Here is a 21305-nt window from a genome sequence, read left to right as displayed (position 1 = left end):
CAACACGAGCTGTCCGAGAACGAAGGCGGTTTCGAGGAAGTCCGAGAGGGCATGCTGCCAATCGTTGACGCGTTCCGAGTAATGATGCGCATTGAGCAAGGTTCCGGCCGCGTGACTCCGATGGGCACGGCGTTCGTTGTCGCTGACAACGACAAGCGGTATGTGATCACCGCAGGATCACGTGTTGGACGGACCTGAGGAAAAGTTCCTCGGCATCGATGAGCGCGGAAGCGTGTGATGGCCGAAAAACGTTTCTCGCGGCTGGTGGCGTTGGAGGATGGACTCCCGGATCCAGACGTGGCTTGGGCAACCTTGAGCCGCCGCAAGACGTCACGCAAGCAGGAGTCTCGATCCCACTTGGCCTTGCGAGCGCCGTATTGCAGGATTCGCCTGGTCCTGCGTATCTGCGGTCGGGCAACCCACATCTCGGTCGAAGGTCCGAGGAGCTCAGTCATATGTGGCAAGCAACGCAATGCAGGCGTCCGTAGAACTAGCGACTGATTCGGTTTTGTGTCGCCCTAGAAATCGACAAGCGCGTACAGGCGGCATTCACGTACTCGCTGGCAGCGCGAACAGGGAGCGGTGGCCCGGGTGGTGTAGCCAAGGCGCAAGGCATGAGCGGAGGCGCCATTATCGCTACCCATCGGCACAAGAGGCACGATGGAAAGTTTGTGATGATACCGATCGTCGTCGGGGTGCTAACGCGCTTCAGTGAAGCTCACGACACGTTTGTGGCGACGCGCATTGAACACATTTGGGCTACGATTGGGTTTGGAAGGCGCGCGAAAGATCCACTGTATCACAGATCCATCGGCGGTTATCGGTCACAGACCTAGCGAAGAGGATTTGCGCGTGATGCCTTACCCAGCGTTGCAGTCTGACAGCCGCGCTATTGATTGTGCGCTTCGCGCACTCCCCGGATGCGGCTGCAGCGGAACGCGATCGCTGAGGGACGAAGGCACGGGCGGCAGCAGGCGGCCTGGATTCGTTAATGCGACCGCAAGCAAGATGTCGAGGAGGCTAGAGCGATGGATCTCCTCACTTAACAGCGACGCCTCAAATTGATCACAAATCGCCATGAGTGACTCAATAATTCTGATCGTCTCAAGTTGGTTTTTGAGAGACGGAAAACGAATGGGAAGTCGACGAAAGCGGACTTCGGTGAGGTTTAGTCCGCTCTCGCTACTCCCTGTCTTCATTGCGTCGATCGCGCGCCTGGTGCTCGGCGAGCCGAGGACTAGTTCCATATACGCTGGATCGATCAGCGATGGATTGACACGGAAGCGGTAGGCCTTGTCCGAGAAGATGAGCCGCGGGCGTGTATTTCACTAAGCACGAAACCCCGCACCGGCGCGCGGACCGGCACGAGTACTCAGGATATCCCCAGCACGCACCTCGTACTGGTCCCGTGGTTTCAACTTCGATGGTAGTCGCTTGTTCTCTTCAGCAACATACCTCCCGAGTTGAATCGCGGTGGTCTTCAGTACGCCCCACTCGCCGTCATCCACTGAAGGAACCGCCTCGCACTGCGGACTCCAGCCTTGATGCACAATCCTTCCATCAGCGAGCGGCTCAAGCACTTCCGAAAGTGCTACTTCAGTCCAGCTTTGAGCGCCTCCGCTCAAGAGCCTTCCCTGCACAGCCAAGTCGACGATTGCTTCCTTAAGCGCAGAAACCTGCGGGCCGTTCGCAGCTAGCGGCGCGAACGAGTTCAGCGCGAACCGTGCCTCCTCCTGAAACTCCGCTAGGCCGACGTTCGTTGCCGTAAGGCGACCGAAGGTCGCGACGGTGAATCGCTCCCGCGTGGCCTCGCGATCCGCACGGGCCGCTTCCAGCTGATCGCACAGGGCCATCAGCTCTTCGACCTTCGGGTGACGATGCGATGCTGCTCGGCAAGGGGAGGCAGTGGCAACGGCGTGTTCGCGAAATAGTCCGACGGCACTCGCTTCTGACCTGCAGTGCCAGTCATTCGCGGAATGCCTTCGTTGACAAACGATGGGCTCTTCAAGTAGGCCAGTACGTATTCCGGCACTACGATGATTGGCCGCACAACGTGAAGCTCCGTCGTTCCGGCACCAATCCCGTTGGTCAGGTTCCGAAAAACAGTTGACTTTCCGTTCTTGAAGCACGGTGTGATCTTCGCGAGTGCGACATCGCCCTCCGCGAAGTGGGTGTACGCCTTTGATTTCTCCAACGCCGAACCTCGTGGCCGGAGGTGCCCCCGTAGGCCGCATCAATCTGCGCCATCGGCACAAAAGAGGCGGATGTTCCGTCATCGACAGAATTTCGCGGATTGATCAGCCCGATCTCAGCGAGGGAGCTTCCATGACCAGCCGCGCGGCAGTTTGAAAGTGCCATCGCTCCCGGGACCTCGAGGGTGTCGCACGCTCTTACGCAACTCGTCGGCGCCGACGCGACGCTTCCTTTCGGAAGCAATGCGGGAAATGAGGCTGTTGGCCGACTCGTCCGCGTCATCCTGCTCCACCAGCTTCCCCCGCACCGCCAGATCCAGCACAAACCGCCGCAGCTTCCCTACCGCATCCGGCGCATCCGCCACCCGGTCGTAATACTCCAGCACCCGCGCCACACTCATCGCGTCAACGCCTCAGCCAGAATCGCCTTCAGCTGCTCCCGCAGTCGGCCTGTCTCCGCCTCGGCCGCATTCAGCGCCGCCAGCAGCGTCTCCGGATCCCCATGATCATCCGCGACCACGTGCGGGTTCTTGATATCCAGGTTGTACCCGCGCGCCTTCACCTCCTCCGCCGTCACCTTCCAACTCTGCGGCGTCTCGGCACGACTAGCGCGCTTGGCCCCGCCCCACCACTCCACGCAGTCGGCAAAGTGCTCCACGCGAATGGGCCTGGTCATCGAATAGGCCTTCTGCCCCGCTGGCACGCGATGCTCCCAATACCAGATGTCACTCGTCGGCGTGCCCTTCTCGAAGAACAACAGATTCGTGCCGATGCTGGCGTACGGCCGGCTTCTTCACGTACTGCTCGCGCATGTGGCGAATGGCGCAGGTGAGAAACCCACCGGTGCCACACGACGGATCGAACAGCACCTCGCCGGGATGCGGATCGATGCGATCGACCATGAATGCCGTGACGGCGCGCGGCGTGTAGTATTCGCCCGCGTTGCCGGCCGACTGCAGGTCGTTCAACACCTGCTCGTAGATATCACCAAAGTGTTGCCGATCGGTGAGCGAGTTGAAGTCGACGCCGTTGATTTTGTTGATGACCTGCCGCATCAACTGGCCCGACTTCATGTAGTTGTAGGCGTCCTCGAACACGCCCTTCATTTCACCTGCCGGCGATCGCCGGGCTTGGGCGATACGGTGAGGTTCTTGAACGCCGGGAACAGCTCCGCGTTTACGAACGTCAGCAGTTCGTCACCCGTGATCCCTCAGTTGGCCGCCCAGGTGCGCCACTGGAAACTGGCTGGGATGCTGACTTGTACGCCCTCCAGCACCCGAGTTCCTTGTCCTGATCGTCGATGATCTTGAGGAAGAACATCCAGCACAGTTGACTGATGCGCTGCGCGTCGCCATCCACGCCGCTGTCCTGGCGCATGATGTCTTGAATCGACTTGTCGATATTGCGAACTGACATGCGTTACGCGACGTCCTGATAGAGAGCGGATTGCAGTTCGTGGATGGCGCGGTCGTAGCCGTCCTTGCCGCCGAACGCGGATATAAGCTGCATCGGTGTGCCCATCCCCGAGAGTGGTGCCAGCTTGAGCACGTTGGCGTCGTCCAGATTGAGCACGCCTTCGTCGGCATACTTCGCCAACAGCGCTTCGAGAATGGCCCGCGCCTGCGTTCCGTACTTGCTGAACGGATCTCGCTTCTTCACGTGCTCGGCGCGCTCACGCCGAGTGAGCGGCTTACGACCGAAGGCCACACGGCAAATGAGATCGAACGATCGAGATCGGTCCCAAGTTCCCGAGCGATAGGTGAGCGGCAGCCCTTCGGCTTCGAGCTCCTCCACGATGGCCGCCTTCGGTCGGCGGTACGCCAACGCGCCGGGAAGTCGTCGAGATTGGCGAATCGGCTGGGTGAGCGCGGCTTTGGTGTAGTCGCGCAGACTCTCCGTGACCAGCTTGCCGCTCTCGTCCAGGTACTCGATGCGTTCAGCGATGATTTTTGCCGGCACTCCGTACACGTAGATCTTCTTGCGCCCGCCGCCCACCGAGGGGATGGTTGGATCGAGCGGGACGTCTACCAGCACTTCGTCTGACCCCGGCTCGATCGGCAGCTCGTTGCCATCGCCATCCAGAGCGGGTACATCGTCGGGCGGCGCCACGGGATCGCCCTCACCCGGCTTGTAGATCTGCACCGGTTCACCATCGAAGTCGGGATCGGCGAAATGATTGGTAGCGCCGCGAAAGTCGATCAGAGTGAAGTAGTACTTGTGCGTGTTCTTGCGCCCCTAGGCGTGCCGCGTCCCAAGGTCTGCTTGAACTCGGACATCGAGCCAATTTCGGGATCGAGCAGCCAACTGGGCGGCAGGTCTGCGCATCCACGCCCGTGGACAGCAAGCGCGACGTGGTCACGATGACGGGGTACTCCGACTCCGGGTCGATGAAATTCCCCAGGGCTCGGCCCGCCCTTCGGGATCGTTGCCGGTGATGCGCATGATGTACCGGTGATTCTTGGCCACGAGATCAGCATTCCCGTTCACCAACGCCTGCCGCATTCGGACTGGCGTGCTCGGTATCCACGCAGAACACGATGGTCTTCTGGAATCGGTCGCCGCTCTCCTTCAGAAACTCGGTGACCTTTCGGGCAACCAGCTTGGTACGCTCATCCAACACCAACGTGCGGTCGAAGTCCTTGGTGTTGTAGATGCGGTCCTCGATATCCTCGCCATCGAGATCAAGCTGGCCGCGCTCTGGACGGTACCCTTCAACATCCCGGTCAATGTGGACTTTTACCACCTTGTACGGGGCCAGGAATCCGTCGCGAATGCCCTGCTTGAGCGAATAGGAGAAAACCGGTTCTCCGAAGTACGCGATATTCGAGACGTACTTGGTTTCCTTGGGCGTTGCGGTGAGGCCGATTTGCGTGGCGCCCGAGAAGTACTCAAGAATTTCACGCCACGCCGAGTCTTCGGCGGCGCTGCCGCGATGACATTCGTCGATGACGATCTGGATCGAAGAACTTGGCGAAAACTCCCGGAATAGCTTCTGCCGCTCTTCGGGGCCCGTAATGGCTTGGTATAGGCCGAGGTAGATCTCGTAGGCGGTATCGATGCGGCGTCTGCTATCGAGGGCGAGAGCCAGATCCTGCCTCGTGCCATCCTGCCGCTCGATGGTTTTGCTGGTGGTGGACAGCTTGGCCATAGCCGCGCCAAACTACTGGTCGCCCTTCACCATGGTCTGGTCAATTGTGATGCTGATCGGCCAAGAACAGAATGCGTTTTGCGTCCCGCTTTCCACAGTCGCCAGATGATCTGAAAGGCGGTGTACGTCTTCCGGTGCCCGTGGCCATGACCAGCAGAATGCGATCGCGTCCCTTGGCGATGGCTTCCATGGCGGCGTTCACAGCGCTCACTTGGTAGTAGCGCGGGGCCTTTCCGCTGCCGTCGTCGTAGTAGTCCTGCAGTACAATCTCAGACTGCTTGTCCGTCAGCCCCTTCCACGCACGATAGCGCTCCCACAACTCGGTGGGCGATGGAAACTGGGCGAGCGTAATGGTGGTCTCGAGTGTCTTGCTCGCGCCCGTGCGGTCGTGAAACACGAAGCCCGTGCCATTTGACGAGAATACGAACGGGATGCCGGTTTCCGCGTACTCGAGTCCCTGTTGCATTCCGTCACCACACCATGTGGGTGCCGTCCTTGGCTTCGATGATCGCGATCGGGATATTGGGCTTGGCGTACAATACGTAATCGGCCCGTTTCGACTTCCCGCGTCGTCACCAGCTTGCCGCGTACGATGATGCGCCCACGCGTGAAACGATACCTTCACGGATTTGCGTCATCTCATCCCCAGCCTGAATCCTCAAGGCCGGGGTGATGAATTTGGTGCAGATCTCGCGTTCGTTGAAGGCGGATTGGCTCATACGATTGGAATAGTACTGCGGCCCACTGACGCCAATTGAGAGCGAAACCCTTCCTGCGTCAAGGTGCCGCGATTCCCTGCTGCGCTTTCCGCCGCTTGCGCTCATCTTTCTTCGCGCGCCGCACGCGGTTCCAGCGAATGAACGCATACACTGCGGCCGTGACCACGAGCGCACCAATGATCTCGCCGGCCCGCCCGACATGGCCCACCGCGCGCACAGCGGCCTCACCGGCGGCATAGCCAATAAGCGCGAACACCAGCGTCCAGAGTGCCGACCCCAGGAGCGACGCCGCGATACGTAGCCAGAGGTACGCGCGCCGCACCACACGCCAACGGCAGCACAATGCGCAATCCAAACGCGAAGCGCACCAGGAACGACGCCGAGCGGATTCCGCGCTACCACACGCAACGCCACTAGTACCCGCCGCGCGGAATCGCGGGAAGCGTTTGCGAATCCAGTCCCACTTCACGCGCCCGGCCGCATACAACACCGATGTACACAGCCAGCCGCCCAGTGTGATGCCGACAATCACGCGAATGAGCTGCAATTCGCCTTCGTAAGGCCGCGATGCCACCGAACACCGGTGACAGTTCCTCAAATGACAATGGCCGACAACCCCAACAGCGCGTAGGTCCAGAAGCCGTCCGCCAGCGCCTCGATGAAGTGGAGGTCCGACCAATTGCCAACCGACACGGCCGTGACAGCCACGATGGCAAAGGAAAGCAGGCGGACGGGAGTCATCATGCTGTCAATCTAGCGGAGGCCCCGGGCGCATCGTTGTCTAGTCGCCCATGCTTGGCACGGGCCTCGATCGCGCGGAACTGTCCGGTGTGCGGGGGTCGCTGCGCCCACGCGCTCCGCGCGAACCAGCTCCGCATGTTGTCGAAAATTTCGTAGAACGTGGGGATGACCAGCAGTGTCAGCACGGTTGACGTGATCACGCCGCCAATCACCGCCACGCCCAGCGGCGCGCGGAATGACGCGCCTTCGCCTCGTCCCGGCGCCACCGGGATCATGCCGGCGATGAGGGCGAACGGGTCATGAGAATGGGACGCAACCGATGGCGCCTGCTCGATCAGCGCCTCCCCGCAACGGCATGCCGTTCTGCCTGCGCGCCCACTTGGCGAAATCGATGAGCAGAATGGCGTTCTTGGCCACGATGCCGCACAACAGGATCACGCCGATCAGGCTCATGAGGTTGATGGTGTGCCCCGTGATGGCCAGCGCACCCATCACGCCAATCAGCGACAGCGGCAGCGAGCTGAGGATGGCGATGGGATCGAGGAAGGAACCGAATCTGCACTACCAGAATCAGGTACATGAGCGCAATGGCGACACCGAGCGCGACAAAGATGTTGGTGAACACCTCCTGCCGCTGCTCGACCTGCCCGCCTGTGGAGAGCTGCACCCCCGGCGGCATGGGGATCTTCGCCGTGTTCGCGTTGATATCCTTTCATCACTTCGGTGAGGACCGTCCGGCGAAGTTCGCCTCCCACCTTGATCACGTTGTCGCGATTGAGATGATTGACGATGGCCGGTCCGAGGTTGCTCCTGATGCGCGCCACCTGCTGCAACGGGATCAGTTGCGCGTTGGGGCCCGTGCCAATGGCAATGGGCAACAACGCCAGGTCGGAGCCACGGGCGCGCGCTTCCGGTGAGAGGCGCACCATGACCTTTGCGCGTCTGATTGGTGGGATCGACCCAGTCGCCGGCATCGAGGCCGGCAAATGCCGGACGAATGGCCTGCGCCACCTGGCCAATGCTCAGCCCCAGCGCGCCGGCCAGTCCGCGATCGATCTCCACCGTGAGCTCCGGCTTCTGTCCCTTGCGCTGAGGCCCACGTCTACCGCAATTCGGGCGCGGGCCTTCACGGCCGCCAGATACCGATTGGCCACCGATTGAGCGCCGCCTTGTCGCTGCCGCGCAACTCCAGTGAGATCTGCTTTGGGCACCCGAGAAGTCGTTGGTGAATACCGCCACGTCGGCGCCGCCGATGCTCTTCACGTCGTCGCGCATCTGCGCCGCCCATTCCTCGGCGCCGCGTTGCCCAATCGCCCGACGCTCGGCTTTCGTACTGAGCTCACATAGATGCTGGCTTTGTCCACGGCCCCGCTGGCGCCACCTGCCGTGACGAACGTGTACTTCACTTCCGATACTTCTCCACCAACCGGAGCGTCTCGCCGGTTTTCTGGCGCGAGAAGTCGATATTGGCGCCCGGAGGCGCGTCGACGGTTAGCGACACTTCGGCATTGTCTTCCAGCGGGAAGAACTCGCCACCCACCAGGCCGAGCGCCGGCATGGACAGGGCGGGACGAAAGCTGGCCACCGCCAGGAACATCATCGACTTGGGATGATCCAAGGCCCACCTGACCACACGGCGGTAGCCATTGGCCAAGCCGTTGAACCAGAGATTGAACTTGGCGAGCTTTTTGGTGATCCACGCCTTCATGCTCTTCCTGATGCGGGTCAGGCCAGTACGCCGAGAGCATCGATCGAGCGAGAACGACACGAACAGCGAAACCAGCACCGAGCAGGCGATGGTGAGGGCGAATGGCTGAAATCCACTGGCCGGAGACACCCTGCAGGAATGCAATGGTACGAACACGGCGATGATGGGAAACGCGTCGTCGCCGCGACGGCCGTGTCGATTTCGTCGGTGCCTCCACGCGCGGTCGTAACGGTCTTTCCTCATCTCTGATATGCCGCAAGATGTTCCGCGCACCACAATGGCGTCGTCAATCAGGAATGCCGATGGCCAGCAGATAGCCCCAGTAGCGACATCGTAATGAGCGTGAACCCAAAAAAGGCCCGGCACGGCCAAAGCTGGCCAGCACTGACACCGGAAGGGCGAGACCGGCAATCACCGTGGACCGCCACGAATTGAGAAACAGAAGACGACGAGCACGGTGAGCGGCGCCCCTTCGATTAGCGCCTCCTGACGTTCCGGCACCGAATCTCAACGCAGCCTCCCTTGTTCTTGACCACCTTGATCTGCGCGCCGGCAGGCAGCGCAGGCGTCGGGGTTGCTCGACCTTTTTCAAGATCACGCTTCGCCACGGCGGAGGTCGAATACTCGCTGGTCTTCTTGATTTCAACGCCAACGGCGTCCTTGCCGTTGTAGAGCGCAATGGTGCGTTGTTTCTTCGGTGCCGTCGTCGACCGGGTCGCGACATCGCCAAGTCGCACCACGTTGCCGCCGCGCTCGGCCACCACTAGCTGTATGAAATCCTGCGGCCCGTTCAAGCGGGCCCTGCAGGCGAATGGTGCGTCTTGTCCAGCGCGCTGGTGACCCGGCCCACCGGCACGGCCAGATGATCTCCCTGCTGCAGCGCCCGCACCACTTGCGGCACGCTCACGCTTACCGCCCGCAGCCGCTGCGGGTCGAGATTGATGGTGAGTCTGCGTTTTCACCGCGTCGGTGACTTTCACGTCGGCTACCCTGGGGAATCGAACGCAGTTCCCGCGTGATGCCCGGATCGGCGATGAGCGTCAACTGCGCCGGGGTCAGCGACGTGGAAAAACACCGGGAGAGCGTGACGATCGGTGCGTCGGTCCCATTGAAGCGCCGGAGGATCACTTCCATCTCCTCGCGGCAGGTCCCGCTGTTTGCGCCGATGGCGTCGCGAATCTCCTGTGTGGCATCCCGCAACGGCTTGGAAAATTCGAACTCGGTGGTGATCTGCGCGAAACCGTCCTGCGCCTCGCTGTTAGCGCTCTTCACGCCTGAGATGGCCCTGAATGGTTTCCTCGATCGGCTTCCAGCACTTCACGTTCCACCTGCTCGGGTCCGGCACCGGGATACAATATGGTGGTCTGCACCACCGGCGGCTGCACCACCGGAAACCTGCGTTGGTCTTCAGTCGGAACAGCGCGACCAGTCCGGAATCCCGCCAGCGCCAGCATGGACACGACCGTGATGAGCGGACGCTGATCGCAAAATTTGAAATGAACATGGATATCCCGTGTGTGCTCCTGGCTGACGGACCGTCGGCCTAGTTGTTCTTGACCGGCGCCGCCGGTGCGTCTTTTGGTGACGACACCACCAATGTCGACGATCCTATCGAGATCCCGCGTGCGGCACCCAGCAACACCGTGTCGCCCGTCCCGAACGGATCTCCAGCGTTTCCGCGCCCTCGTCGCGCACGCCCACCTGCACTTCCACGCGCGTTCCACCTTGCCGCCCCGAGGCGCATCACGATCGGCACAATGCCTGTTTGATCAACGGCTTTCTCGGGCACCAGGATCCCGATGCGCTTCTCGGCAGCAATACGACCTTCCACGAACAGTCCCGCCACCAAAGCATTCTTCGCATTGGGCACGGTGGCCAGCAGACTCACCTGGTTCGTTTGCGGATCCGTCATCGGGCTTAGCGCGGGTGATGCGTCCCTCCAGTTGATTGTCCGGACCCGTTCACCGTGAACATCACCGGCGCGCCCACGCGCACACATCGGCCAGTGCCGACGTCGGTAACGACGCCCCCAACCTTCAGGCTGCGCGATCAATCACCGTGAACAGCGCCGCACCGGGTGCGACAATGTCACTGGGACTCACTGATTTCTCCGCCACAATGCTCGCGAACGGCGCGCGAATGGTGGCGTTGTTGCAGGTTCTTCTCCATCGTGCTGGAGACGCGAATCGGCGTCGGCCCCAGTTGCGCCTGCGCTGACACGTTAACGCCCGCTCGGCGCCTTCGACATCACGTTCCGCAATGGCACCAGCCGCCAACAACGTCTTCGCGCGCTTCAATTCCGCGCGGCTCGATCGGCGCCGACGGTAGCCTGCGTGACATTGGAGCGTGCGGACAATGGGGTTTCGTGCGGCACTTCCACCGTCATCAATGCGCTAACGGCGTTCCTGCCGCCACGCGCTGACCGGCGTCAACATACGTGTGCAGCACGGCGCCGCCAATCTCGGCGCGAATGCGCGCTTCGCGGTCGGCCACCAGCGTGCCCGAGATGGCCGGACCGCTGCGCGAGGTATCAGTGGTCGCGACGGCGATGTTGTCGGGGCCGATGGTCACTGCGCGGTGGCGGCCGTCGTGGGCAACAGCTTCCTTGGCCTTGTTGCAGGCGCCAGCATGAGCGCGCTGGCCAGCGCGATCGATGTAGCAGTGGGCGCCATCCGGCGCGTCGTGGTCATCATGGATTCGAACTGGTTGACGGAGTGAAGCCGGAAGACAATGGAAGATCGCGCAGCAACTCGAGTCGCTTGCGGGCCACCTGCAGATCACGCGCGGCCCGGGCGCGATTGGCCAACGCCTGCTGCAACTGGACGCGTGTTTCAGAGAGTTCCAACTGCGTGGAGATGCCTTCGCGGAAACGCACTTCCGCGATCTCGTACGCGCGTTGCGCTTGTTCGGCCGTGCCCACGCCGGCTCGCCAGGAGGCTTCCGCCTCGGTCAGCTTCGCGGTGGACGACCGGGCATCGAGCGCCGCACCTTCCTGCGCCTGTCGCAGTCGCTGCTGCGCCCTCGATCACCGAGGCTTCGGCAGCCAGGATGTCGCCGCGGATGCGTCCACAGGTGAAATGGGATACGAGAGCCCGATGCCGACGGTCCAATTGGGGAAGAAGTCGGCGAGACTCCTGGGCAACACGTTGGTGGGATAGGCCAGCCGCTGATAGTTGGTGGTGGCGGCCAGCGATGGCAGCCGCTGCGCGCGCGTGGCGCGCAGCCTTGCTGCTGCGCCACTTCAACGCCCTTGAGTGCCTGGCGCACCGGAGCTCGCCCGACGCGCCGGTATCGCTGGTGGCCAGCGTGCGGGCCACGCAGCGCCTGCACGGCGGGATCGATCGCGAGCACGTCCGCTGCCGCCACGTTCACGGTGGTGATCGGTGCGGTCGACGCGACCACCGATGCGAGGGGCGCCTCAACGATGCTGTCGGTGAGCGCGACCGCCCGTTCGGCGTCGAGGTTGAGTGGTTGGCGCAGTCGCATCGTAGGCGAGATCGCGCGCGGTGCGCGCCTGCAGCCAGCCGGGCCGCTGATTGTCGCGCGTCACGCGTGCCCGGATCAACTCGAACTCAGACGTCGACCCGACGCTGCGTGTCAGCTGCACCTGTCGCAAGGTGCGCTCGGCCTGTACCAGCGTTGAATCGGAAATGGTCAACAACCGATCGGCCAGCAACGCATCGTAGTAGGCCTGCGTCACGTCCAGCTGCGCCTGCGCTTGCGCGCTGGTGATGCCAATCTCCGCCGACTCGCGTCCGGCCTGTGCGGCGCGAATGTTGGCGGTGGCCCGCCCCCGGTGTAGAGTGGCTGCGACGCGGTGAGGCCGAGATTGAAATTGTATTCCGACGCGAAGATTCGCGTGATGGACGATGTCGCATTGCCGGCGGCGGACGTGTCACTTTCCGAGCTTCCGCCATTTGTGCCGTTGCTGGCGCGCTTCGAGATGGCCGCAAACTGATTCTGCAGTTGCTTCTGCCAGTTGAGCGTGCTGGACACCTGTGGCAACAGGGCGGATCGCGCCTGCAGCTGCTGACCCTGCGCGCTGTTCGCCCGCCCGCGACAGCGCGACTTGTTCGCTGGTACCCGTGGCCAGCCGAATGGCATCGTTCAACGAGAGCACCATTGGCGCGCCGGCCGTACTGCCGGACTGTGCACGCAAGGCAACCGGTGACAGTGCGAGCGACAGCAACACGAGGGTGGAAAGGGATCTGGCCATCATTCGGCGGTCGAAGTGGAAATGCTGATAGGGCGTCGAGGCGTACGTTTGACAGACGGCGTTGGTTCCGACGACACGCCGATACCGCGCAGAAAGATGCGAACGTACGCGTGCAGGGAGTCGTCGACCGTTTGCGGGAACATGGCCGGCATGATCTCCCGATTCATGGCGTCCGCGAAGATGGCACCCATGAGCATGGTGACGGCGCCGCGGACATCACCGACGCGTCTCTTCCGGCTCGCTGATCCATCCGTGGCGCCGCAACTGGACGACATACTGCCGCAGTTGGGCAAACGCCCTTGCTGGGCCCCTCGGCCGCACAGATCGCCGTTTCCGGACGCTCCGCCGCCTCGCTCATCATCTGGCGCACGATGTCCCGCATGTTCGACAACGAGGCGTGGTGCGCATGAATCCAGTGATACAACTCGCGTTCCGGGTGCGCGGGCTCGTGGGGCAGTGTTGCATCCTGTTCCAGACGCGCGCACTCCCGCATGGCGATCTCGAGCAGCGCATCCTTCGAGCCGAACTGCCGAAAGATCGTGACTTCGTTGACGCCCGCCTCTTCAGCGATGCGGCGCGTGGGAGTCGCCCCGCGCCATCCGTGCTGGGCATACACACGGGCGGCGGCGTGCAGAATCCGGTGTCGATGGTCTTCGATCATGCTCAGAGGGTAATGCAAGTACATGCTTGCTGGCAAGTGGGTGCTTGCTTTCACGCACCGCGTAGCCTGCGGGCTGGCCCGGCTATCGCCTTCGGCTATCGCCTTCGGCTATCGCCTTCGGCGGGGGTGCCTGCCATACTTTCCTGCATCATGTCGGGACTCGATGAATTGACGCGCGCGGCCCGACGGGCCCGGGCCGACCGCGGCCGCTGGTGCCGCTGGCACTGGCTACGCTGCACGCCGTGGACGGGTCCTCATCGACAGCCGGGGCGCGTCTCTGGTGGATGCGGACGGGCGCTGCTAGCCGGAGCGGTCAGCGGCGGTTGTCTGAAGGGGATGTCGCCGCCCAGCCGCCGCCGTGTGTGCATCGGGGTGCCTCGGCGACTCACGTACGATCTCCGGGACGACCTGCAGGCCATTTGGGGATTTGGCGCGATGTGTGACGGTGTCGCCCATCTGCTGCTGGAACCGCTGGGTGATTTGTCGTGGTTGGAGCGGGCGTGTGCCATTCGCGATGCGCGCGAGGAAGGCGCGCTGATCACCGTGCTTGAGGAGACGGCCGCTGGAGGCACCGGCGAGTGGCACGCGTGCGCGCCGGCGCTTCGCGATGCCGCCATCCCTCTGATGAATGCGGCGCGACTTACGGCGCACCCGACCCAGGGTGCGGTCCAGGTATTCGACAAGACGCTGCGCTGTCTGGTCGACCCGCTGGTGCCGCCGGGTGTCGCTGGTCCTCGTCGGTGCAGGTCGAGGCGCGGAGGCCTTCGCCGCGATCGCGCACACACTGGGATGGCGCGTCACGCTGGTCGATCATCGTCCATTTGTGGTGGAGTCCGTCTCGCTGCCGGAACGGGTAGCGCGGATTGTGGCTCGGGCCGACGACGGGATCGCTCACGTATCGCGCGATTCACGGACCGCCGTGGCGCTGCTCTCTCATCAATTTGCGATCGACGCCGAATGGCTGGAGCGGCTGTTGCCGCTACCGCTGGGGTATGTCGGCGTGCTGGGGTCGCGCCAGCGGGCCGCACAACTGGTGGAATCGTTGCGGACCGGGGGCCTCGAGATCACGGCGCGAATGGAACAGCGACTGCACGCACCGATCGGACTCGATCTGGGGGGCGAGTCCCCCGAGTCGATTGCACTGTCGGCTATCGCCGAAATCGAGGCGATTCTGCATGGCCGCCCGGGCGGATCGCTTCGGGAGCGGCACAGTCCCATCCACACACGCACCCCAACGCCGCACACCGCACCGTGACGGCGGCCCGTATCGCCGGAGTGGTTTTGGCGGCCGGCGAATCGCGCCGTCTTGGCTCGCCAAAGCAGTTGCTGGTTGACGAAGCGGGACGCCCGCTGGTGGCGCGCGCCGCGATCGCGCTGCTGGAGGCGGGCTGTTCCCCGGTCTTGGTGGTCACGGGAGCTCAAGACCAGGCAGTCTCAGCGGCGGTTCGTGCGCTCGGCGTTACTGTGGTTCACAACGCAGTCTGGACCGAAGGTATTGGGTCGTCGATCCGATGCGCCGTGGAATGGGCGGAATCCAAAGCGGCGGCGGCGAGGCTGTTCTGATCGCCGCCTGCGACATGCCAACTGTAAACTCAGAGCATTTTCGCGCCATAATCGATACATCATCAGATCATTCACCGGATCATTCATCGATAATTGCCTCCCGCTATGAATCCGCGGGCGGTGACATGGTTCTCGGCATTCCGGCGCTCTTCCCGAAAGCAGACTGGGCCATACTGCGATCACTCACGGGGGATCGAGGGGCCAAGAGTCTTTTTTCCATCGACACTCTTTCGGTTTTTCTTCGTCTCGGTAGTTTCGACTTGGACACGCCGAGCGACGTGGCTCGCTGGCGCGCCGAGCAGTCCCCTTCATCACCACCTCTCCGACCCATGTCATCGTCCATCGCCCAGAGTGTCCTGGCAGATCTCGATCACGAGATCGCCCAAACGCGTCGCATGCTTGAGCGCGTCCCCGCCGACCATCTCGACTTCACACCGCATCCCAAGTCGTGGCCGTTGCAGAAGCTGGCCAACCACCTCACCGACTTCCCCATGTGGGGGGTGATCACGCTCAAGCAGGATGTGCTCGACTTTGCCGTCCCGTTCCCACCGGGTCCGCCAGTGCCGACTACCGCTGCCGGTTTCGTGGCGCAATTCGATGAACGGATGGCGGGCTTCACGGCCGCGTTGGCCGAGGCCACCGACGCGCAGATGATGGAGACGTGGACGATGAAGAACGGTGACGAGGTGCTGATGGCGATGCCGCGCATTGCGGTACTGCGCGGCATGGTGGTCAACCACATGATTCACCATCGGGCGCAGTTGACCATTTACTACCGTTTGGTTGGCGTGCCAGTCCCGGGCTCTACGGCCCCAGCGCGGACGAAGCGATGTAAGTTCTCCCCGCCGTGCTGCCGCGTGCCCGGATTCGCGCGGCGGCATGTGCGGTCATCACCCACTGTCATGGAGCGCCGCGATGGGACGTAGCACCTGGTTGGTTCACGTGGGTGTCGCGCTCGCGGCGCTTGGTGCGTCCGCTGCTCGCCCGTCGGCAGTCGCCGCGGCGCAGGTCACGCCATCCGGCGTCATGTCGGACGGCACGCGCGCGTCGACGGCTTCGGCGATTGCCGCGTGGATTCACGTCGATGCGCCGCCCGGCGGTGAGTCATTCGGCCAGCGGGTGCTGTCGCCAATTCTGCCCGGTTGGCGCGGCGATGCGTTCGGCAATCTGATCAAGCGCATTGGCAGCGGGTCGCCGCGTCGCGTCGTCGCGTGCGCGATGGATGTGCCGGGATTCGTGGTCAGTCAAATCACCGACGACGGATTTGTGCGGCTGCATCGCGCGGGCGTGCCCGGCCACCCGCTGTGGGATCAGTTTCACGAGGCACAGCAGGTTCGCGTGCTCACCGCGCGCCGGTGTGGACCTATGAGGGCTATGCCTCGGGCCCGGCGGCCAGTGCGCGCGCGAGCTGTGCGGCCGTGGCGAGTGCGGCGCAATCCGCTCGTACCCACGGGCGAAACGATCTCGTGTTATCCACGCAGCGCAGCTTCGGCTGGGTCGGATTGAGCGCGGTGTTGGCGCGTCTGGGCACGGTGGACGCCATCACGCTGTTGGACGAAGGCCGTGATGTGGCGCGAACCGCCGTCACGTCAATTCCGGCGTTGCGACTGGGCACGTCGCGTCAACGTCTGGCCCGTGTGCTTCCTGTCAGCTTGTCGCGCGACAGTGTGCAGGTTGTCGCCGCGCGTGCGTTTCGCGGGCTCGCTGGTGGAGTCCATTCATGCTGATGATGCGCGCGCGGTGATGCGCGCGCACTGGTCGCTGCGGGAAGTGTGGATACCGTTGTGCCGTGGATCGCGCCGCGTGTTGATACCGCGACCGTGCGCACGACGCGGCGCGACGCGTACGACGCTGCCGAGAAGACGTTTCTGCAGATTGCCGACCTGGCCGGCGTGCCGGGGCATGAATGGCGGGTTCGTGATGCCATCACTGCGCTCTTGCCGGCGTGGGCGGCGTCGCGCGCCACGACCGACACCGCGGGTAATCTGATCGTAGCGGTCGGCCCCGATCGTGATTCGGTCGCGTTCATCGCGCACATGGACGAGGTGTCCTTCGAAGTGGAAGCGATTCTCGCGGACGGTCGCGTGCGGCTGGCGCGTCGGGGCGGCGCGGTGACGACCGCGTGGGAGGGTCAACTAGCCATGCTGCACTTCGATCGCGACGCCTCCGGTCATGTGGCCGAATCGCTGCGAGGGGTGTTCGTGCCGCGTGATTCAGCGCGCAGCAAGCCCATCAACGCGCTCACGGCGTGGTTCGGCACCGATTCCACCGGGCTGGTGGCGCGTGGGGTGCGGGTGGGCATGGCCATTACGGCGTATAAACACGCCACACGACTGGCGGGCACGCGACTCACCGGTCGGGGCAGCGACGACCGAACCGGTTCGACCGCGTTGCTGCATGCGCTCAAGCGAATCGACCCGGCCACGCTGACGCACAAGGTGGTGTTCGTGTGGAGCACGCGAGAAGAAGGGCTTGCTGGGGCCAGTGCCTTCGGCGCCGACCACGGCCGCAGCCTCACGCGGATTTACAGCATCGACACGTTCGTGTCGTCCGACACGCCGTTGGAATCGCCGATGTTCGCCTTCCTGCCACTGGGACGTGGTGCGGTGCTGCGCGGACTCGACGATGGCGCCATCACCCCGCGGGCCGAACGCGAGCGCATTCTGCGTATCGCCAACGCGCAGGGCATTCCAGTACAAGTGGGCACGACGCACGGGGGAACGGATGGCAGCGCCATCGCACCCTACGGTGCGCCCAACATCGGCCTGTCTTGGCCCGGGAGATACTCCCATGCGCCGGGCGAGGTACTCGACCTGCGCGACGTGGACGCGCTGATCAGGTTGATTGCGGCGGTGGCGGTGGCGCGGTAGGGGAGACGGGAGACGGGAGACGGGAGACACAGCGTTGGCCATGCCTCCCGTCGGTCCTGACAAATGCGATTTACCGCGTGGTGTCCGCAGGTGGTGGAGATGGCGGCATGTTCAAGCGCCGACGCATGCCCTGACCCTGACCTGGTCCCTGACCCGGTCCTTGACCTGGACCCTGACCCATCCCTGGACCCATCCCCTGCCTCATCCCCGGCTCAAAACCCTGGGCACCATTAGGGGGCCATTGGGGCCGCGCCGATTTCCCATGCCCGGTCCGAACTGGCCACGTCCCTGTCCCGGACGCTGCCCGCGAAACTGTGGGGCGCGCATCGGGCCGATGCGCTGATTGGCGCGACCGCGCATGGCGGCGCCACGTCGATCTCGCAGGCGACCGGCCATGGCATCGAGCTTGGCGCGTTGTGCGGGGTTGAGCACGCCGCGCAGCTCCTGCCGTGACTTCAACTGGGCCAGCTGCTCATCGGTGCGCACGCGGGCCATGCGATCAAACGCGGCTCGCGCCTTCTCCAGATTGATGTCTCCCTTGGTGGCATCCATGAGATCGGCGCGGGCCCGAAGCATGTCGGCCTCGTTGCGCTGAGGCCGCGGTATCGATTGCAGCGTTTCCAGCTTCTTCACCTGCTCATCGGTGAGTTCGAGTTGTTCGCGCATCCGCAGCAGATTGGACGCCGGGCCACCCATGCCTGGTCCGGCGAGCGGGCTCAGCGGGGGGCCGCGCGACGGGGCGAGGCGGTTGACTATCGCGATTGGCGTTGGTCGGTTGGGCAACGCGGTTTGGACGAGGCGGTGTCACTGGGCGGGTCTGTGCCACCGCGACGGCCGACGTCATGACGGTGGCCAGAACGGCCAGCGCTGAGGTTGAGAGCCTTCGCATAGGAATCTTTCTCGGTAAGAGCGGCGTTGGCCGTGTCAGGTGTTGACGACGGCGTTCGCTTCATGCCGTTGGACGGATGCGGCCGACCGACGTTAAGTCCGCTTTTCATCCCTTCGTCCCGGTTCGAGACGCGACGATCCAACGCTCCGACCTTTCCGCGTCACGGGGTAGACGATGCGTGCTCCGCGGTGCACTCGTCGCTTCCCGTTCCGCTCCACCTCCCGTCCGGCCCCGCTTCTGTGACATCGGTCGTCGACGCCATCGTCACGTTCTTCTTCAAGTTCCGCTGCGCGTGTTCGCGCGCGGCGATTTGCGCTGGCACCCGTTGTCCCGGTGCTCGTCATTGCCCTGGCGGCGGCGGGCACGCTGCTGCTGGTCACGTTCTTTTACGCGCGTTCGCTCGCTGTCGGTGCGTGACCGCGTGGTGCTGGGCACGCTGCGCACGCTGGCGGTGCTGCTGGTGCTGGGTTGCCTGTTGCGTCCCGGGCTGGTGATCGCCTCGGCCGTTCCGCAGCGCAACGTCTTTGCGGTGGTGATGGATGACTCGCGCAGCATGCGCATACGCGATGTGGGTGATACATCGCGGCTGGCGCGCGTGCAGCGCGTGTTCGACGACACGGCCGCCCTGAGCCGCACGCTCGGTGAGCGATTCGCCCTGCGGCGCTTTCGCTTTGGCGCGGACGCATCGCCCTTGGCGAGCGCGCGCGACCTGACGGGTGCCGGCACACGTTCCGATCTGGCCCGCGCGCTGGACGCCGTGCGCGAGGATCTCAATGGACTTCCGCTGGCGGGGCGTGGTGTTGGTGTCCGATGGCGCGGACAATGGCGGCACACGGTACGACGATGCGTTGCTCGCGCTGCGTGCCGTCGCATTCCGTGTGTACACCGTTGGCGTGGGACGCGAACGGTTCGATCGCGATCTCGCAGTAGAGCGCGTGCAGGCCCCGCGTCACACTCTTGCCGGCGCCACCGTGCTTGTGGAGGCCGATGTGCGCGTGCGCGGCATCGGGCGCGACATGGCACTGATCTCCGTGGAAGCCGATGGCCGCGTGGTATCAACCGACACCGTGAAGTCGCCGGACACCGGTGACCAGTACGTCCGCTTGCGGGTGCCGCCGCTGTCAGCCGGTGTGCACCGGCTGGCGGTCGCGCGCGACCGCTGGCCAACGAAATCGTCACCGAAAACAACGAGTGGCAAACCAGCATCGAGGTGCGCCGGGGCGGATCGCGTGCTGTACGTGGAAGGCGAACCGCGCCCGGAGTTCGCGTTCCTGCGTCAGCGCGGTGGCGACCGACAGCGGCGTGCAGGTGGGGGCCTCATGCAGCAGTGCCGAACGCAAGTTTCTGCGGCTGGGCGTGCGCGACAGTCTTGAACTGCTGGGCGGCTTTCCCACCAGTCGGGAGGAGCTCTTCTCGTATCGCGCGATTATCCTGGCAGCATCGGGGCGTCGTCCTTCACTTAGCCGACCAGTTGCGCGTGATCAGCGACTTCGTGAGTCGTCAGCGGCGGCGGCCTGCTGGTGCTGGGCGGACGCGCGTCATTGTCCGAGGGCGCCTTTGCCGATACGCCGCTGGCCGATGTCCTGCCGATCACGCTCACGCGCGGAGAACCGAATCTGGACGGTCCGGCCACCGCCATGAAGATTCAAACCGACCCGAGCGGGTGAGTCGCATGCGGCCCTGCAGTTGCGTGCGTCGATGGCGTCGTCACGGGCGCGCTGGGATTCGCTCCCGGCGCTGACCTCCGTGGATCGACCCGGCTCGTTGCGCGCCGGTGCCACGGTGCTGTTGGCGGGACAGATCGAAGGCGGACGGGCCGATGTGCCGGTGTTGGCGTGGCAGCACTATGGGCGCGGGATGAGTGCCGTGTTCACCGTGCAGGACTCCTGGCAGTGGAAGATGGACGCGAGCATTGCCGTCGACGACATGACGCACCAGACATTCTGGCGACAGATGGTGCGCTGGCGGTGGATGCGCCGGCACTCTTCGAGATTGCCGCGTCGCCGTCGCGCGTCGCACCGGGCGAATCGGTGACGTTGCGCGCATTTGGGCGACACGTTCTTCCGCCGACATCAATGACGCGAATGTGTCGGTGGCGGTAACCACGCCGACGGGCAACACCATCACCGTGCCGCTGGGAATGGTCGCTGCGCCAGGATGGATCGTACACCGGGCGCTTCACGACCGCAGACTCCAGGCGCTACGCGATTGCCGCAACCGCAAAGCGCGGCACCGACTCCACCCGCACGGCCACCACCACGCTGTTGGTGGACGATCGCGGTGCCGATGTGTCGCAAGCGAGCAAACACCCTACCGTGCTGCGTCGCATCGCCAAGGAAACAGGGCGGACGCTACTACACGATGGACGACGTCGCGAAACTGGCGGCGACGCCATATTCACCGAGGCCGGCGTCACGGTGCGCGAAGCGAAGGACTCCGTGGGACATGCCCGTCGTGTTCCTGCTACTCGCGCTGCTGCTGGGGGCTGGAGTGGGGTTATCGACGGTGGCGGGGGCTCGCATGATGCGCCGACTGCCCTGTTGGGCCGCGTACCTCGCGATGATGCCGCTGACGTTTGGGTTTGTCGCGACGCGCGTT

General features: G+C 63.8%; 27 protein-coding genes and 3 pseudogenes. 10 read left to right on the top strand and 20 right to left on the bottom strand.

The genetic code is table 11. The features are described 5' to 3' along the window. Positions 1-1328 precede the first annotated feature (1328 nt). The 18 genes and pseudogenes from IPP90_13380 to IPP90_13295 form a co-directional block, all read right to left on the bottom strand. Positions 1329-1853, bottom strand: a complete 525-nt coding sequence (locus IPP90_13380) for a hypothetical protein (GenBank protein ID MBL0171690.1) — start codon at positions 1851-1853, stop codon at positions 1329-1331. Further along, positions 1853-2194: a hypothetical protein gene (locus IPP90_13375; GenBank protein ID MBL0171689.1), complete on the bottom strand. Its 342-nt coding sequence runs from the start codon at positions 2192-2194 to the stop codon at positions 1853-1855. The genes IPP90_13380 and IPP90_13375 overlap by 1 nt, the downstream gene beginning before the upstream one ends. 114 nt (positions 2195-2308) lie before the next feature. Further along, positions 2309-2593, bottom strand: coding sequence for a type I restriction endonuclease subunit M (locus tag IPP90_13370; protein ID MBL0171688.1), 285 nt, complete (start codon positions 2591-2593; stop codon positions 2309-2311). Continuing rightward, a pseudogene (locus tag IPP90_13365) lies at positions 2590-3608 on the bottom strand (SAM-dependent DNA methyltransferase). Before IPP90_13365 ends, IPP90_13370 begins: the two are co-directional and overlap by 4 nt. Positions 3609-3611: 3 nt before the next feature. Continuing rightward, a pseudogene (locus IPP90_13360) lies at positions 3612-6059 on the bottom strand (DEAD/DEAH box helicase family protein). Positions 6060-6117: 58 nt separating this feature from the next. Further along, a complete protein-coding gene (locus tag IPP90_13355) occupies positions 6118-6633 on the bottom strand; it encodes a hypothetical protein (GenBank protein ID MBL0171687.1) in 516 nt (171 codons plus the stop codon). A 20-nt stretch (positions 6634-6653) separates the two neighbouring features. Next, the gene (locus IPP90_13350; protein ID MBL0171686.1) at positions 6654-6803 is read right to left on the bottom strand and encodes a hypothetical protein; all 150 of its coding nucleotides are present in this window, start codon (positions 6801-6803) and stop codon (positions 6654-6656) included. Next, positions 6800-8075, bottom strand: a pseudogene (locus tag IPP90_13345) (efflux RND transporter permease subunit). The gene IPP90_13350 and the pseudogene IPP90_13345 overlap by 4 nt, the downstream one beginning before the upstream one ends. A 127-nt stretch (positions 8076-8202) precedes the next feature. Beyond that, complete coding sequence (locus IPP90_13340) at positions 8203-8781, bottom strand: efflux RND transporter permease subunit (protein MBL0171685.1); 579 nt, start codon at positions 8779-8781, stop codon at positions 8203-8205. Positions 8782-8984: 203 nt separating this feature from the next. Beyond that, positions 8985-9488: an efflux RND transporter permease subunit gene (locus IPP90_13335; protein MBL0171684.1), complete on the bottom strand. Its 504-nt coding sequence runs from the start codon at positions 9486-9488 to the stop codon at positions 8985-8987. Continuing rightward, complete coding sequence (locus IPP90_13330; protein MBL0171683.1) at positions 9418-9780, bottom strand: efflux RND transporter permease subunit; 363 nt, start codon at positions 9778-9780, stop codon at positions 9418-9420. Before IPP90_13330 ends, IPP90_13335 begins: the two co-directional genes overlap by 71 nt. Next, a complete protein-coding gene (locus tag IPP90_13325; protein ID MBL0171682.1) occupies positions 9777-9968 on the bottom strand; it encodes an efflux RND transporter permease subunit in 192 nt (63 codons plus the stop codon). The genes IPP90_13330 and IPP90_13325 overlap by 4 nt, the downstream gene beginning before the upstream one ends. Before the next feature lie 83 nt (positions 9969-10051). Beyond that, a complete protein-coding gene (locus tag IPP90_13320; GenBank protein MBL0171681.1) occupies positions 10052-10420 on the bottom strand; it encodes a hypothetical protein in 369 nt (122 codons plus the stop codon). A 124-nt stretch (positions 10421-10544) separates the two neighbouring features. Beyond that, positions 10545-10805 (bottom strand): hypothetical protein, encoded by a 261-nt coding sequence (locus IPP90_13315; protein ID MBL0171680.1) that lies wholly within the window; start codon positions 10803-10805, stop codon positions 10545-10547. A gap of 88 nt (positions 10806-10893) precedes the next feature. Beyond that, a complete protein-coding gene (locus IPP90_13310) occupies positions 10894-11079 on the bottom strand; it encodes a hypothetical protein (GenBank protein ID MBL0171679.1) in 186 nt (61 codons plus the stop codon). Positions 11080-11197: 118 nt separating this feature from the next. Beyond that, positions 11198-11515: a TolC family protein gene (locus IPP90_13305; protein MBL0171678.1), complete on the bottom strand. Its 318-nt coding sequence runs from the start codon at positions 11513-11515 to the stop codon at positions 11198-11200. 411 nt (positions 11516-11926) lie between these two features. Next, positions 11927-12379, bottom strand: a complete 453-nt coding sequence (locus IPP90_13300; GenBank protein MBL0171677.1) for a TolC family protein — start codon at positions 12377-12379, stop codon at positions 11927-11929. 508 nt (positions 12380-12887) lie between these two features. After that, complete coding sequence (locus IPP90_13295) at positions 12888-13385, bottom strand: TetR/AcrR family transcriptional regulator (protein ID MBL0171676.1); 498 nt, start codon at positions 13383-13385, stop codon at positions 12888-12890. 721 nt (positions 13386-14106) lie between these two features. Here IPP90_13295 and IPP90_13290 point away from each other — a divergent pair. From IPP90_13290 to IPP90_13265, 6 genes are read left to right on the top strand one after another with little or no spacing between them, the layout of a single operon-like run. After that, positions 14107-14640: an XdhC family protein gene (locus IPP90_13290; GenBank protein MBL0171675.1), complete on the top strand. Its 534-nt coding sequence runs from the start codon at positions 14107-14109 to the stop codon at positions 14638-14640. Further along, positions 14637-14948 (top strand): NTP transferase domain-containing protein, encoded by a 312-nt coding sequence (locus tag IPP90_13285; protein ID MBL0171674.1) that lies wholly within the window; start codon positions 14637-14639, stop codon positions 14946-14948. Before IPP90_13290 ends, IPP90_13285 begins: the two co-directional genes overlap by 4 nt. A gap of 14 nt (positions 14949-14962) precedes the next feature. Then, complete coding sequence (locus IPP90_13280; protein ID MBL0171673.1) at positions 14963-15874, top strand: DinB family protein; 912 nt, start codon at positions 14963-14965, stop codon at positions 15872-15874. Beyond that, complete coding sequence (locus tag IPP90_13275; protein MBL0171672.1) at positions 15864-16454, top strand: hypothetical protein; 591 nt, start codon at positions 15864-15866, stop codon at positions 16452-16454. Before IPP90_13280 ends, IPP90_13275 begins: the two co-directional genes overlap by 11 nt. Continuing rightward, complete coding sequence (locus IPP90_13270; protein MBL0171671.1) at positions 16415-16675, top strand: hypothetical protein; 261 nt, start codon at positions 16415-16417, stop codon at positions 16673-16675. Before IPP90_13275 ends, IPP90_13270 begins: the two co-directional genes overlap by 40 nt. Positions 16676-16732: 57 nt before the next feature. After that, positions 16733-17818: a M20/M25/M40 family metallo-hydrolase gene (locus IPP90_13265; protein MBL0171670.1), complete on the top strand. Its 1086-nt coding sequence runs from the start codon at positions 16733-16735 to the stop codon at positions 17816-17818. A 201-nt stretch (positions 17819-18019) separates the two neighbouring features. Here IPP90_13265 and IPP90_13260 read toward each other — a convergent pair whose 3' ends face one another. Together IPP90_13260 and IPP90_13255 are read right to left on the bottom strand one after the other, a co-directional pair. Continuing rightward, complete coding sequence (locus tag IPP90_13260) at positions 18020-18514, bottom strand: Spy/CpxP family protein refolding chaperone (GenBank protein MBL0171669.1); 495 nt, start codon at positions 18512-18514, stop codon at positions 18020-18022. A 469-nt stretch (positions 18515-18983) separates the two neighbouring features. After that, on the bottom strand, positions 18984-19262 hold the full coding sequence (locus IPP90_13255; protein ID MBL0171668.1) for a hypothetical protein: 279 nt from the start codon (positions 19260-19262) through the stop codon (positions 18984-18986). A gap of 218 nt (positions 19263-19480) precedes the next feature. On the opposite strand from IPP90_13255, the gene IPP90_13250 reads away from it, so the two are divergent. The 4 genes from IPP90_13250 to IPP90_13235 form a co-directional block, all read left to right on the top strand. Continuing rightward, entirely contained in the window at positions 19481-20080 is a 600-nt protein-coding gene (locus tag IPP90_13250; protein ID MBL0171667.1) for a hypothetical protein, read from the top strand. Between the two features lie 147 nt (positions 20081-20227). Beyond that, positions 20228-20374: a hypothetical protein gene (locus IPP90_13245; GenBank protein ID MBL0171666.1), complete on the top strand. Its 147-nt coding sequence runs from the start codon at positions 20228-20230 to the stop codon at positions 20372-20374. 31 nt (positions 20375-20405) lie between these two features. Beyond that, a complete protein-coding gene (locus IPP90_13240; protein ID MBL0171665.1) occupies positions 20406-20741 on the top strand; it encodes a hypothetical protein in 336 nt (111 codons plus the stop codon). Between the two features lie 411 nt (positions 20742-21152). Further along, a partial coding sequence (locus IPP90_13235; protein MBL0171664.1) for a hypothetical protein occupies positions 21153-21305 on the top strand: 153 nt, incomplete at its 3' end.

The sequence above is a fragment of the Gemmatimonadaceae bacterium genome (assembly GCA_016720905.1).
GTDB lineage: Bacteria > Gemmatimonadota > Gemmatimonadetes > Gemmatimonadales > Gemmatimonadaceae > Gemmatimonas.
Note: the sequence above shows the minus strand (reverse complement) of the source record. Positions and strands in the feature narration are given on the sequence as shown.

Excerpts from the sequence above, each read along its gene's own strand:
- IPP90_13350 (MBL0171686.1), bottom strand. The coding sequence starts at position 6,803 with ATGATGACTCCCGTCCGCCTGCTTTCCTTTGCCATCGTGGCTGTCACG.
- IPP90_13370 (MBL0171688.1), bottom strand. The coding sequence starts at position 2,593 with ATGAGTGTGGCGCGGGTGCTGGAGTATTACGACCGGGTGGCGGATGCG.
- IPP90_13255 (MBL0171668.1), bottom strand. The coding sequence starts at position 19,262 with ATGCTGCGCGAGTCATCCATCACCACCGCAAAGACGTTGCGCTGCGGA.
- IPP90_13380 (MBL0171690.1), bottom strand. The coding sequence starts at position 1,853 with ATGGCCCTGTGCGATCAGCTGGAAGCGGCCCGTGCGGATCGCGAGGCC.
- IPP90_13240 (MBL0171665.1), top strand. The coding sequence starts at position 20,406 with ATGGCGTCGTCACGGGCGCGCTGGGATTCGCTCCCGGCGCTGACCTCC.
- IPP90_13275 (MBL0171672.1), top strand. The coding sequence starts at position 15,864 with ATGGGACGTAGCACCTGGTTGGTTCACGTGGGTGTCGCGCTCGCGGCG.
- IPP90_13320 (MBL0171681.1), bottom strand. The coding sequence starts at position 10,420 with ATGACGGATCCGCAAACGAACCAGGTGAGTCTGCTGGCCACCGTGCCC.
- IPP90_13260 (MBL0171669.1), bottom strand. The coding sequence starts at position 18,514 with ATGGGTGGCCCGGCGTCCAATCTGCTGCGGATGCGCGAACAACTCGAA.
- IPP90_13280 (MBL0171673.1), top strand. The coding sequence starts at position 14,963 with ATGCCAACTGTAAACTCAGAGCATTTTCGCGCCATAATCGATACATCA.
- IPP90_13250 (MBL0171667.1), top strand. The coding sequence starts at position 19,481 with ATGGACTTCCGCTGGCGGGGCGTGGTGTTGGTGTCCGATGGCGCGGAC.
- IPP90_13295 (MBL0171676.1), bottom strand. The coding sequence starts at position 13,385 with ATGATCGAAGACCATCGACACCGGATTCTGCACGCCGCCGCCCGTGTG.